Below are 13,106 nucleotides of genomic sequence, written 5' to 3' on the forward strand. Positions count from 1 at the left end.
AGAAAGATAAAATAGGCTTCTTTTGTAACCCATTAAAACAAGAGATTCAAGACAGTGCACGTCACTTTCTCACACTAAAAACATCGCCATAGCTTTGGCTATGACTCAATTTTGAGTGTAAAAAATTAACGCACTCTGTTTAAACTCTTTATGTTTCGAGGGCTATAAAAGAAGCCTAATTTACCCACTTTTACATTAAAAAGGAAGAAAACGTGGACGCATTCTTGCAAAAGGCCAAATCTTTAACCTCTTTCTTGGCCACCATGGAGCCCCAACAAAAAAATACCCTCCTTTTAGCCATGGCAGACGCCCTTGAGGCCCACCAAGAAGCCATCTTGGAAGCCAATGCCAAAGACATGGACAAAGGAGTCAAAAACACCCTAAGTGCTGCGCTATTGGACCGTCTTAAGCTCACCCCAAAACGCATACGAGGGATGGCTCAAGCAGTGCGTGAGATTGCCGCGCTCAAAGAGCCTGTGGGCCGAGTTCTTGAGGGCTGGGTGGTGCCTAGTGGGCTTCGCATCGAAAAGGTGAGCATTCCCATTGGCGTCGTGGCTATCATTTACGAAAGCCGCCCCAATGTCACCAGTGACACCGCGGCATTGTGCTTTAAAAGTGGCAACATTTGTGTTCTTAAAGGGGGCAAGGAAGCCACCCATAGCAACCACGCTATTGCCAAGGTATTGCAAGACACCTTAGCTTTCAACGGCGTAGACCCTGCGTGTATTTCGTTGCTTCCTGATGAGACCCGTGAAGGGGTCGCTACGCTTATTCGCCAAGACGCCTATGTGGATTTAATTATTCCAAGAGGCGGGGAAGGATTGATTCGTTTTGTCTCTCAAAATGCCACGGTCCCTGTGGTCAAACACGACAAGGGCGTGTGTCACACTTACGTGGACAAGGAAGCCAACCTTGACCAAGCCATGGAAATCGTCCTTAACGCCAAATGCCAGCGCCCCAGTGCGTGTAATGCCCTTGAAACGTTGCTTGTCCATGAGGCAATCGCTTCGGACTTTGTACCACGCATCGCCGCCGCACTCACCCAAGTGGGTGCTAAAGTCAAAGGATGCGCCACAACGCAACAGTTTATACATGTAGACCTTGCTACGCCCGAGGATTTTCACACCGAACACTTAAGCAACGCCCTTTCCATCAAAGTGGTCGCGGATATTCAAGAGGCGTTGCATCACATCACCACTTACGGTTCGTCCCATTCCGAGGCGATTTTGACAGAAAACTACACCACCGCAGAGTGGTTTTTAAACGCAGTGGATGCTTCGTGCGTGTATGTCAATGCCTCCACGCGTTTTACCGACGGGGGTGAATTTGGCTTTGGGGCAGAAGTGGGTATTAGTACCAACAAGCTCCACGCGAGGGGTCCTATGGGCATCAATGAGCTAACCACGTACAAATATAAGGTCTATGGCAAAGGAAATGTGCGTGCGTGAATCTGTGCTTAGCATCGAGGGGTTGCGCTTTGGTTACACTCCTGAAGCGCCACTTTATGAGAATTTTTCCCTTGCTTTACATGTAGGCGAAGTAGTGAGTGTTGTGGGGCCTAGTGGTTCGGGAAAAACAACGCTGTTTGAGCTTATAACGGGCGCGTTAAAACTGCAAGCGGGAAGCCTTACATGTAAAGCTTTTTCTCAAATCTTTCAAGACCCTTATACCTCCTTTCACCCTACTTATTCTCTTTTAGAACAAATGGCGGAAGTGGCGGATACCCAAGAGCACGAACGATTGTGCGACGCCATGCACCTCTCCCCTGCACTCTTGCGTCGCAAGCCCCATGAGCTTAGCGGTGGGCAATTGCAACGCGCGTCGATTATCCGCGCACTGCTCATGAAGCCTAAGCTTTTGCTAGCAGATGAGCCAACGTCGGCGCTGGATAACCTTATTCAACTTGAAGTGATGCAATTGCTTATGGGGTTGTTAGATGAGGTTGGGATACTTTTAATTACCCACGATGAGGCGCTTGCATCGTGGTGCAGTGATTCTATCATAAGGCTAAAATCATGAAACGCTTTTTAGTAGCAGTGTTGTGTTGTGCTCCTGCTGTGTTGCTAGGAGATGAGAATGTTTTGTTAGAGCATATCACGACCCATCCGCAAGAGATAAAACGTGCGCTTGTGGTGGCAGGGTCCATTGCATTGCTTTACGGGATGATGGTGTTGGTGCGCTACTTGGCCCATCGGTATGCAACACAAGTGGAGGACGAAGAACGAAACCAGCGCTATTTTGCCATCAAAAAACTTTCCAATATTTTATTTGTGATACTTTCTGTGCTTATCATTGCGCTGGTGTACACTAAAAACCTCGCGCAGGGACTGGCTATTTTTGGTGTGATTGGCGCGGGCTTAACCATCGTGCTTAAAGAGTTGGTTCTAAGCATCGTTTCGTGGATGATGATGATGGCTAGCTCTTCTGTGCGTTTGGGCGATCGTATTAAAATTGACAAAGACGGCAAGCCAATCATTGGCGATGTAATTGACATCTCTTTAACCAAAATCACGCTCTATGAAAATATTACGAATGATTCTATTACTGACCACAAAAAAGCGGGGCGCATTATCTTTGTGCCTAACTATTTTATGCTCACCCACGATATGTATAATTATACGCATTTATCCATGAAAACCATCATAGACCTTGTTGAAATAAACCTTTCATTTGATACGAATATTGAAAAAACAGAAGCCATTACCTTTGAAATTGTTGAATCCATCAGCGGAAGGTACACAGAAATGGCGAAACGTCAGTATGACAGATTAAAAGATAAATACACGCTTCGTAATATGACAAATTACCCAAAAGTCGTTTTTTATCCCAGCTTTAAAGGAGACGGGATCACCATGGGGATTTGGTATGTGACGCCTTATCGAGAGATTTTACGTGTGAAAAGTGAGTTAACCAAACAAATCATTGGTCGCTTACGCATGGAAGAGGATGTACACTTGATGTATACAGGAACGTCTATGTATCTCGAAACAAGCGACATGAAAGCAACGCTTGCTTCGAGATTATCTTCTAAAGTTTAGGATTGGCGCGCCTCTTTTAAAGACTCGGCAATCAAGAAGGCAAGTTCTAAAGCCTGATCTGCATTGAGCCGTGGGTCACATTGGGTTTCATAGCGAGAGCCGAGCCCTTCTTCGGTGATGGCTTGCGCGCCACCGACACACTCAGTGACGTCTTGCCCTGTCATTTCTAAGTGCACGCCGCCAGGGTAAGTTCCTTCGGCTTTGTGGACATTAAAGAACCCTTTAACTTCAGCTAGGATTTGATCAAAAGCACGGGTCTTGTAGTTAGAAGAGGCCTTGACGGTGTTGCCATGCATGGGATCGATGCTCCATAAGACATTGTGCCCCTCTTTTTTGATGGCGCGCAAGAGGTCTGGAAAGTGTTTTTCGATTTTATCAGCCCCCATGCGCACAATGATGTTGAGACGTCCTGCTTCATTTTCGGGATTAAGTTTGTCAGCAAGTCGCAACAAGTCATCTGCTTGCATTGTAGGACCTGCTTTGATGCCAATGGGGTTTTTAACCCCGCGCAAAAATTCTACGTGCGCCCCGTCCACATCGCGCGTGCGGTCTCCAATCCACAGCATGTGTGCCGAACAGTTGTACCAATCTCCCGTGATGCTATCTTGGCGTGTGAGCGCTTCTTCGTAGTTGAGTAACAAGGCTTCATGGGAAGTGTAAAGTGCGGTTTGGTGTACACTGGGCGTATTGGCCGAAGTGATACCACACGCTTCCATAAATGCTAGCGTTTCTGTGATGCGATTAGCCAAGTGTGCGTAACGGTCTCCCAGCGCACTTTCTTTCACAAAGCCCATGTTCCAGCGGTGCACTTGGTGTAAATCCGCTAAACCGCCCCGTGAAAAAGCGCGCAAAAGGTTAAGGGTTGCGGCGGATTGGTTGTAAGCACGAAGCATGCGAGAAGGGTCAGGGACGCGCGCTAGTTCTGTGAAGTCGATGTTATTGATAATATCGCCACGGTAGCTAGGCAATTTCACCCCGTCAATTTCTTCAAAATCTGAAGAACGCGGCTTTGCAAATTGCCCTGCCATGCGCCCTACTTTTACCACAGGACAGCTTCCTGCAAAAGTCAAAACAACGGCCATTTGCATCAAGACTTTAAACATGTCTCGAATGGTATCGGCACGAAAATCTGAAAAACTCTCGGCACAATCGCCACCTTGGAGTAAAAACGCCTTTCCTGCTTGCACATCAGCGAGTTGTTGTTTAAGGCTGCGCACCTCGCCCGCGAACACAAGGGGTGGGATGGTGGAGAGTTCTGTTTCAACAGATTGTAATGCACTTAAATCTGGGTAGGTAGGTTGTTGTTTAATAGGCATATTACGCCATGACGAGCGGCTCCATTGGTTCATACACAATCCTCTTTTGGTCAAAATTTGCCCATTATAGTCAATCTTCACTTAAGTGTCCTAGCCTTGGGCTTTTTAGAAAGGCTTTTGAAAGATTGCTTTAACGTAAGTCACGTTACAATCGCTTAAAAAGAGTCACCTTGAACGCTTCCTCTCCTAACGCCACCAAGCACGGTATTTTCTATGCGCTGAGTGCTTTTACCTTGTGGGGCTTGGCGCCCATTTACTTCAAAACCCTTGGCACACTTCCTCCTGGCGAAATTTTGCTTCACCGCATTGTTTGGTCGGTTGTTTTTCTTTTTTTGCTTTTGGCATTTAAACGGCAATTGCGTACTATTAGCAGAGTGCTTTTAAACAAAAAAATCCTTATGATGCTTATGGTTTCCTCGTGCCTCATTGCCACAAATTGGCTCATTTTTATTTGGGCTATCAACAATAACATGCTTATTGAAGCAAGCCTTGGGTACTACATCAACCCTCTTATTAATATCTTATTTGGATTTTTATTTTTAAAAGAAACTCCTACTAAAATGCAGGGTATTGGGATTGGGTTGGTGTTTTGTGCTGTTGGGTTTGAAATCTACACATTGGGTTCTTTGCCTGCGGTTGCACTTGCTCTGGCTTTTTTGTTTGCTTTTTACGGTCTGGTGCGCAAGAAAGTGCATGTGCCCTCCTTGCCAGGGCTTTATATTGAAACTCTTTTGCTTTTTCCATTAGCACTTTTATATTGGGGGTACTTGATATTTCAAGCAAACAGTGCGTTTTCTTTCTCTTTTGACACGCCTATTACTTGGTTGCTTTTGCTTGCAGGTCCTGTGACAGTCGCGCCATTGTTGGCATTTACTTCGGCGGCTTCACGGTTGCGCCTTAGCACCATAGGTTATTTTCAGTATTTGGCCCCTTCTATCAACCTTCTCTTAGCCGTCTTTGTGTATAATGAGCCCCTTTTGCAAGGAAAAATTATAACGTTTTCGTTGATTTGGATGGCTTTATTGCTTGTAAGTATTGAGTCATACGCTCGTAAAAAATAACACACAAGGACACAAAAAATGGAAGATTTTTTACCCGCTATAGTTGTTGCGATGGCCGTGGGGTTTATCATGATAAAGCAAATTGGAAAAATTACCCAAGGGCTTGATGCCAAGGGAGAATCTACAGGAACGCAACTCTATGCCACCTTTGCAGGTGTTGTGCAAGAGAAAATCCGTGCCATCAAAAAAGATATTGACACTTCCAAAGAAACCCTTGAGCCTCGCTACATCCTTAAGGCAGGTGAGAATGAAGAAAAAGCCCTTGAAGAACTCTCTGACATGATGCGCAAGCTTGTCTTTTTTGAAACAATGGGGTCTAAGCGCGATTCAAGGGAGCGCATTGAAGGGGAAATGTTTGCTGTACTTAGTGAGCTTGACTCTTTCGTGAGCCAAGCCATTGAAGATGGCGAAGCGTTGGCGGATGAACTACGTGAAGAACTTTTTAGTGTTTATGAAACATTGCAAAAAGAGGGTTAGCGCATAGTCGCGGGGACTGTTTACTTTTTAAACAGTCCATTTTTCCATTATTTTCAAAGCCTTATCAAACTCAAACTCCTCAACACACTCTTTCCATTTTGCAAGCTCTTGATGCGGAATAACACCTATTAGGTTTTCATGCAATACATGTATCGTACCATCATCCATAAGCTCGCCCTCTTTCAAAAACCCCTTAACGGAGGCCAAAAGCTCGTTCAATTCTTGGTGCGAAAGTGTGTTGGGTGCTTGCGTTTGCGCGTTTGTCTCTTTCACTGATTCTAGTGCTCTAAGAAGATTGTTTAGCGCATTGGCAAGACTCTCTACCTCGTGGTTTTCTATTTTTTCATTATTTTTATATTTGCTATCAATAAAGGCAAGCTTTTCGTGAAGTTCAAAGGCTCCAATGTTGCCGCTTACACCCTTGAGGGTGTGTACTTGCTTGCGCGCGTCTGGCGCATTTGACTTGATAGCTTCGATAATATTTTCAAACTCCCCTGCTTGAAGTTGATGTTTGAATTTTAGAAGCAAGGCACTGGCACTATCTTCCGAATCTAATATGTCCGTAAGATAGGCTTTGTCTAGGATTGCTTTGGAAGGTTGTTTTGTCTTATCGCTATTGTTTATTTTGGCTCCACAAAGTCGAGATATTGTGTTGTAGAGTTCATTTTTGTCTATAGGTTTTCCAATATGCCCATTCATGCCTGTCTGAAACGCTTTTTCTTTATCCTCTGCCATGGCCGCAGCTGTTAGTGCCACGATGGGTATGGTTGTGTTGCGCTTTCTTATCTCTCGTGTTGCCTCGTAGCCTCCCATAACAGGCATTTGCAGGTCCATTAAAATAAGGTCAAAATAGTCTTCATTTGCCAAAAATGCCTCAAGACCCTCTTGGCCGTTATTGGCTATCTTGTATGTTATGCCTACTTTTTCTAGCATAAGGCTAACCACCTCTTGATTTACCGCATTGTCCTCTACTATCAAAACAGTGAGACCGCTTAAATCGAGGGTAGTTTGCACGGTTTCTGGAGAGATGTCTCTGATTTTACCACCCCTAGCATCAGTAATTGCATCAAAAAGCGCTGATTGGGTTACTGGCTTTGAAATGAAGCTATCAATGGCAACACTTCCTAAGTCTATATTTTCTTTACTGTAGCCGCTAACCATAAAAACCGTAGGCACATTTGATGTGAGTTCTTTTTGTTCATACAGGGTTTGTAGTTCTTTAATGGTCTCTACGCCATTTAAAATTGGCATATTCCAGTCAATGAGCAAAATGTCATAAGGGGATTTTTTCTTTTCCGCCGTTTTAATGCGCTCAATCGCTTCAGCACCATTGCTTGCTTCATCAAACGCGTAACCAAAGCGCCCTAGCATGGATTTAAGCACTTCTCTTGAAATCTCTTGGTCATCGACAATTAAAACCTTGCCAGCGGCACTGCTGCTAGATTGCGCGTCTATCGCACAAGCGGCCAGTTCAAAATCTAGCGTAAAAGAAAATTTTGTCCCCACTCCTACTTGGCTTTGCACTGCTATCTCTGCACCCATAGCGTTGATGATATTTTTAGATATGACAAGCCCCAAGCCAGTACCTCCGTATTTCCTTGTTGTGGAGGTATCGGCTTGAGAAAAGGGCTTAAAGAGTTTGCTTAAGTGTTCCTTATTCATGCCAATGCCGCTATCTTCAACACTAAAGCCAATGGTTGCTTTTTCGCGCTCTTGTTTGTGTAAACATTCGATAGTAAGAGTGATGTTGCCCTTGTGGGTAAACTTAATAGCATTAGAAAGAAGATTGGTAAGTGTTTGAGTGAGCCTGAGCTCATCCCCAAGAAGTAATCCAGCACACTCGCCTTTGGGGAAAAAGTAAAGCTCAACGCCTTTTTGAGAGGCTTTTGCCTCAAACATCACTTTAAGCTGGGATAAAATATCTTCTAGGCGAAATTGCTTGTATTCAAGTTCAAGCTTTCCTGCTTCAATCTTCGAATAGTCCAAAATATCATTAATGACCCCCAGGAGCATTTTTGCAGAACTGTTTATTTTTCGCAAAACATCTTTTTGCCTTGGGTCATCGAGCATGTCATTCAAAATATCTCCAAGCCCAATCACTGCATTCATAGGCGTGCGTATCTCATGGGACATGTTGGCTAAAAACTGGGTTTTTGCTTCATTTGCGCTTTCTGCTTTGCGCTTTGCGGCCTCAAGGGCTTCTTGGGCTTGCATCTGTGCTGTAACATCGTCATATATGGCTACAATCTCGCCACTGCTTAGCTTGTAGACATAATTCTTCCTATAGACGCTGAGTTTTCCATCGTCATAGAAGCCAATGGGATGATGCTGCGCCTTCCCTGTTTTGTAGACTTCTTGAAAAACATCAAAAAGACCCATCTCTTTAATCCCTGGGAAAACCTCTGTAATTTTTTGGCCTACAATACTTCTGTCCACACCGTCCATTTTTTGAGAAGCTTCATTGATGTTTTTAAAGATAAAATCTTCCCCATTATTAAAGGCTTCATAAATAGCTACTCCGCTACTCATATTTTTATAAAGCTCACTAAAAAGCTCTTTTGCTTTTTCTGCTTTTTCCCTAGCTACTTCAAGTTCTTCTTTAGCCTTTTTTTCAGCCGTGATATCAAGAGCTGCGCCTCTGTAGCCTACAATATTTCCGTTGGTGTCAAACATTGGCAAACCATTTACTTTTTGCCAAACTGTTCTACCATCTTTGGTTAAGGATTTATGAATGAGTCCTCTAAAAGAAGCTCTTTTGGCAGCTATTTCATTTAAGAAATACTCACCCACTCGCACCTCCTCCTCTTTTGGCATAAAAGAAAAAGGAGTTTTGCCTAAAGACTCCTCAATGCTGTAGCCTAGCATTTCTTCAAAAGATTTGGTGACAAGTGTGTATTCACCCCTATCATTAAGTTCCCAAATGTACTCTCCTGAAGCTTCGGCAACATCGCTAAATCTCTGCTCGCTTTCCTTTAAAGAGTGTTCTAGGTTCTTTTGTTTTGTGATGTCCACGTGGCTTCCTAGCATTCGCAATGGAGTCCCATCTTTATCCCACTCAACTACTTTTCCAGAACAAATTACCCAGACAGTTGATCCATTTTTATGCCTATACCTCACCTCTCCAACAAATGGGATTTCTCCTTTGCTCTTTACATGTAAATCAAAAACTTTCAGTGTAGTCTCAAGGTCTTCTTTGAAAATTATCTTCATCCAAGATTCTGGAACATTTGGCATTTCATGGTCTTCGTAACCAAACATTTTTTTAAATCCAGGACTTAAATACTCTGTATTGTTTTTTAAATCCCAGTCCCAATAACCGCCAACTGTATTTTCGATAATGAAATTTACAGCATCCCTCTCTTTTTCTATTACCGTAGCCAATGCTTTTTTTTGCGTAATGTCACTCGCAATACCAAGATAGCCAACAACCGCATCCTCGCTATTTTTTAGGGATGTAATACTTAGTTCTACTGTTATTTTTACCCCATCTTTTCTTATGTACGTCCACTCTTTTTCATCATGCAATCCAATATCTGACCTTGCCCTAAAAACCTCAAAGCCTAACACTTCTCTTTTGAGCTCTTGTTTCAGAGCTACACCTCTCTCTTTTAGCTCCACGGGATCATGAAAAAGCATGGGGGTTTGTTTGTTAATTACCTCTTCTGCCTTATAACCTAAAATCTCTTCAGCTTTTTCGTTAAAGCTAGTAATCAAGCCATTGTTGTCTGTTGTGATTAGGGCGTGCGGGCTATTTTCTAGGAGTATTTTTTTAAATCTATTTTGCTCATCGAGCGTTTTTTGTAACTTTTTTTGATCAGTGATATCTCTAAATGTACACAAAAAATAGGGCTTGTTTTCTATGACGTGGGAGACAACGGTCACTTTAATGTCTAAGATTTTTCCATATTTTGTTTTGTGCTTTGTTTCAAAATCATCGCGCCCATTTTTGATGATGTTTTGTATATGTTGCTGGGTTTCTTCTGGGCTCTCAAGCGCTTCATAGTCTGAAATAGTAAGGTTTTCAAATTCGTCTTTTTCGTATTCTAGCTGAGCGTACGCGGCTTGGTTGAATAGCACAGGGAGCTTTGTGGCAGTGTCTATCAGTACAACCGCGTCAGGAAAAACTTCAAAAAGTTCTTTAAAATGCTTCTCTTCTATAGATTGCACTTTTCACTCCTTGTTTACCGCTACTTGATTTCTGCCACTTTCTTTTGCTTTGTAGAGCAACTCATCTGTGTATTTGTACATCTCATCTACATGTGTTATTGTGCTAGCATGCTTACATGTAAGGCCCATTGAGGCGGTGATATATGGACTTGTGCTACTGTATTCGTGTTTGAGTTTAAGGTTTTCTATGTTGCTTTTTAGCGTGTTGGCAAAACAAAGCGCACTTTCTCTTGTGTCAGCCTCATAAAGTACGCCAAATTCTTCACCACCAAGGCGAAATGCCAAATCATCTGCCCTTTGCAAACTCTTTTTTAAGCAAGCAGCAAACTCCACTAGCACGTCATCCCCTTCTTGGTGCCCATAGTTGTCATTGTAAAGTTTGAAGTGGTCTATGTCGATGAGCAAAAAACAGACCAACGCATCTTTTCGTTTGGCGCTGTTAATGACTTTTGGAAAAGTATCGTTAAAATGCCTTCGGTTAAAGATATTAGTAAGTCCATCGGTGATGCTTATCTCTTCTATCTTTTTTTTGTCGGTAATGTCTTCTCGTATGGCCGTATAGCCGATTTTTTTGCCATCTTTAACATCAGGAACAATATAGGCTTTTACCCAGTAAAACCCGCCCTCTTTGTTGCGATTTTTAATCTCCCCTTCCCAAGGTTTGTCTTGTGTGATGGTGCTCCACAAGGTTTTAAAAAATGACTCTGGCATGTCAGGATGCCTGATGAGGCGATGGTTCTCGCCCATGAGCTCTTCTTTGGTGTAGCCACTGATTTTGCAAAAAGCATCTGAAACATAAATGATTGCGCCATTAGCATCAGTACTTGAGGTAATCACATACTGGTCAATCACCTTTGTGTAGCGGGCAAGCGTTTCGTTTTGCTCTTGCATGGCCTTAGAGAGTGCTTCTAGCTCAATTTGACGAAACCGTAGGTTGATGTGTGCATTGACTCTAGCTCTTACGGTTGAGGGGCTAGAAGGTTTTGTGATGTAGTCCACCGCGCCGAGTTCAAACCCTTTTTCTTCGTCTTCTTTGCTTGTATTTCCTGTGACAAATATCACGGGAATGTCTTTGGTCTCTGGATTACTTTTTAGGAGGACACACACTTCATAGCCATCCATTTGCGGCATTACCACATCAAGAAGAATGAGGTCAACTCCCCCGCTTGAAACTATCTCTAGTGCTTTTTCTCCGCTCTTGGCAAGCTTGATGCGGTATTTATCTTTGAGCATACTTGCCAAAATGGAAAGATTTGCCTGCATATCATCGACGATTAGAACGGTTGGCTGCTGGTTGCTCATTTTGGCCCTCTTTGGCTTATTGCCTGAACTTAAAACGTCTCTGTAAAATTATACCCGCCCTTGGTTAGATTTTTTCTTACCTCTTCTTGGTGGGTTTCACCCTTGGTTTCAAGAGTGATGGTAATGTTCGCATCTCCGTATGAAAGGGTTGTGGACGTGCGGTCGTAGTCGATTTTGATGATGTTGGCATTAGAGGCGCGTAAAATGTCTGTGAGGCGCATCAGTGCACCAGGTTTGTCCACCAATGTCACACAGATAATCATCTTTCTGGCTGATTTTATAAGCCCTTTTTCGATGATGACGGCAAGGGTTTGCACGTCAATATTTCCCCCACTTAAAACCGTTCCGATTTTCATCCCTTTTTCAAAGGGAAATTTGTGGTGCATGATGGCCGCAACACCTGCTGCCCCGCCCCCTTCCACCACAAGCTTTTGGCGCTCTAGTAAAAACAAAATCGCTGTAGCAATCTCTTCATCATCCACCTGTACGATGTCATCCACACACTCTAAAATGTGCGCTAGGTTACTCTCACTCGTATCTCGCACGGCAATGCCATCGGCGATGCTACGCACACTTTTGGAGTGAATGACGCTTTTGGCTTTAAAAGACTCAAACATCGCAGGCGCACCTTTAGCGGTCACACCGATGACTTTAATCTTGGGGTCAAGCTGTTTGATGGCTGAACCCACACCACTAATGAGTCCGCCGCCGCCAATGGGCACCACGACAATGTCAAGGTCATTAACCCCATCAAGCATTTCAAGGGCCACAGTGCCTTGTCCAGCAATGACCGCGTCATCTTCAAAAGGATGGATAAAGGTGATGCCATGCTCTTGGGAATACTGACGCGCATAGGCATACGCTTCGTCGTAATTATCCCCATGCAAGATAACCTCCGCGCCCAAGTCTTTCGTCCCTGTAACTTTGAGCAACGGTGTGGCTTCAGGCATGACGATGATAGCCTTGATGCCAAAGGTTTTGGCACTATAAGCCACTCCTTGGGCGTGGTTGCCTGCACTTGCAGCGATGACACCCTTGGCGCGTTCTTCGTCGCTTAACGAGGCGATTTTGTTGTACGCCCCACGGAGTTTGTATGCGCCCGTAAGTTGGAGATTTTCTTTTTTAAGGTAAATTTCGGCCCCCACCATTTGGCTTAAAAGAGGAGCTTTTGAAAAGGGTGTTTTGTTGACAACGCCGCCAATTCGGCGTTTGGCTTGAATGATATGACTTAAGGGAATCATGGGTGAAAAATCCTTTGGTGTTCGATTTTGGTGCAACGGTCTTGGACGACGGTGAGGCCCATTTGGGAAGCTTTTTGGGCGGCACTGTCATTGGAAATGCCAAGTTGTAACCAAAGGCATTTTACCTCTTTGCGGTCTTTGATTTGCTCCACAAGAGCATCTGCAACTTCTGGTTTTCGGAACATATCGACCATATCGATAGGTATGTCGACTTCTGTGAGGCTTCGGTAGACTTTTTCACCCAAGATAACCTCTTCTTTGGGGTAGATAGGAATGATGCGAAACCCCTCTTTTTGCAAATAGGCCGCCACGCGATGAGAAGGCTTGGAGGTATCAGGTGAGAGCCCTACTATGGCAATGGTTTGAATGGAGGCAAAAAGTTCACGCAAGGTTTGCGTGGTGGGTTCATGGAGTATTGGCACGGTATCTTCCTTTACATGTAAAGCCTAAAAAATGGCGATTTTAGCACAAAACGGCTTTGAGTGACATTACCTAGCCTCTTTT

General features: G+C 43.9%; 10 protein-coding genes. 5 read left to right on the forward strand and 5 right to left on the reverse strand.

What is annotated here, in order from left to right; genetic code table 11:
- The first annotated feature begins 194 nt into the window (after positions 1–194).
- The 3 genes from JWV37_RS07510 to JWV37_RS07520 are packed head-to-tail and all read left to right on the forward strand — an operon-like array spanning position 195 to position 3,038.
- Entirely contained in the window at positions 195–1,448 is a 1,254-nt protein-coding gene (locus tag JWV37_RS07510) for a glutamate-5-semialdehyde dehydrogenase (RefSeq protein ID WP_369407666.1), read from the forward strand.
- A complete protein-coding gene (locus JWV37_RS07515; protein ID WP_240332098.1) occupies positions 1,435–2,019 on the forward strand; it encodes an ATP-binding cassette domain-containing protein in 585 nt (194 codons plus the stop codon). Before JWV37_RS07510 ends, JWV37_RS07515 begins: the two co-directional genes overlap by 14 nt.
- Positions 2,016–3,038 (forward strand): mechanosensitive ion channel family protein, encoded by a 1,023-nt coding sequence (locus JWV37_RS07520; RefSeq protein WP_205459173.1) that lies wholly within the window; start codon positions 2,016–2,018, stop codon positions 3,036–3,038. The genes JWV37_RS07515 and JWV37_RS07520 overlap by 4 nt, the downstream gene beginning before the upstream one ends.
- On the opposite strand, the gene JWV37_RS07525 is transcribed toward JWV37_RS07520, so the two are convergent.
- Positions 3,035–4,387, reverse strand: coding sequence for a class II 3-deoxy-7-phosphoheptulonate synthase (locus JWV37_RS07525; RefSeq protein ID WP_205459174.1), 1,353 nt, complete (start codon positions 4,385–4,387; stop codon positions 3,035–3,037). The two genes, JWV37_RS07520 and JWV37_RS07525, sit on opposite strands and share 4 nt — an antisense overlap.
- Positions 4,388–4,524: 137 nt before the next feature.
- On the opposite strand from JWV37_RS07525, the gene rarD reads away from it, so the two are divergent.
- Positions 4,525–5,415, forward strand: a complete 891-nt coding sequence (gene rarD, locus JWV37_RS07530; protein WP_240332094.1) for an EamA family transporter RarD — start codon at positions 4,525–4,527, stop codon at positions 5,413–5,415.
- Between the two features lie 18 nt (positions 5,416–5,433).
- Entirely contained in the window at positions 5,434–5,892 is a 459-nt protein-coding gene (locus tag JWV37_RS07535) for a hypothetical protein (protein WP_205459175.1), read from the forward strand.
- 27 nt (positions 5,893–5,919) lie between these two features.
- On the opposite strand, the gene JWV37_RS12925 is transcribed toward JWV37_RS07535, so the two are convergent.
- From JWV37_RS12925 to JWV37_RS07555, 4 genes are read right to left on the reverse strand one after another with little or no spacing between them, the layout of a single operon-like run.
- Positions 5,920–10,059, reverse strand: a complete 4,140-nt coding sequence (locus tag JWV37_RS12925; RefSeq protein ID WP_205459176.1) for a PAS domain S-box protein — start codon at positions 10,057–10,059, stop codon at positions 5,920–5,922.
- Positions 10,060–10,062: 3 nt separating this feature from the next.
- Positions 10,063–11,361, reverse strand: a complete 1,299-nt coding sequence (locus tag JWV37_RS07545; protein ID WP_205459177.1) for a diguanylate cyclase — start codon at positions 11,359–11,361, stop codon at positions 10,063–10,065.
- 29 nt (positions 11,362–11,390) lie between these two features.
- Complete coding sequence (ilvA, locus tag JWV37_RS07550) at positions 11,391–12,602, reverse strand: threonine ammonia-lyase (protein ID WP_205459178.1); 1,212 nt, start codon at positions 12,600–12,602, stop codon at positions 11,391–11,393.
- Positions 12,599–13,024 (reverse strand): CoA-binding protein, encoded by a 426-nt coding sequence (locus JWV37_RS07555; protein ID WP_205459179.1) that lies wholly within the window; start codon positions 13,022–13,024, stop codon positions 12,599–12,601. Before JWV37_RS07555 ends, ilvA begins: the two co-directional genes overlap by 4 nt.
- Between the last annotated feature and the right edge of the window lie 82 nt (positions 13,025–13,106).

This window comes from Sulfurospirillum tamanense (assembly GCF_016937535.1).
Taxonomy (GTDB): Bacteria; Campylobacterota; Campylobacteria; order Campylobacterales; family Campylobacteraceae; genus Sulfurospirillum_B; species Sulfurospirillum_B tamanense.

What these genes read in the sequence shown, in the direction of transcription:
- JWV37_RS07535 (WP_205459175.1), top strand. Translation starts at nt 5,434, where the DNA reads ATGGAAGATTTTTTACCCGCTATAGTTGTTGCGATGGCCGTGGGGTTT.
- JWV37_RS07515 (WP_240332098.1), top strand. Translation starts at nt 1,435, where the DNA reads ATGTGCGTGCGTGAATCTGTGCTTAGCATCGAGGGGTTGCGCTTTGGT.
- JWV37_RS07525 (WP_205459174.1), bottom strand. Translation starts at nt 4,387, where the DNA reads ATGAACCAATGGAGCCGCTCGTCATGGCGTAATATGCCTATTAAACAA.
- ilvA (WP_205459178.1), bottom strand. Translation starts at nt 12,602, where the DNA reads ATGATTCCCTTAAGTCATATCATTCAAGCCAAACGCCGAATTGGCGGC.
- JWV37_RS07545 (WP_205459177.1), bottom strand. Translation starts at nt 11,361, where the DNA reads ATGAGCAACCAGCAGCCAACCGTTCTAATCGTCGATGATATGCAGGCA.
- JWV37_RS07520 (WP_205459173.1), top strand. Translation starts at nt 2,016, where the DNA reads ATGAAACGCTTTTTAGTAGCAGTGTTGTGTTGTGCTCCTGCTGTGTTG.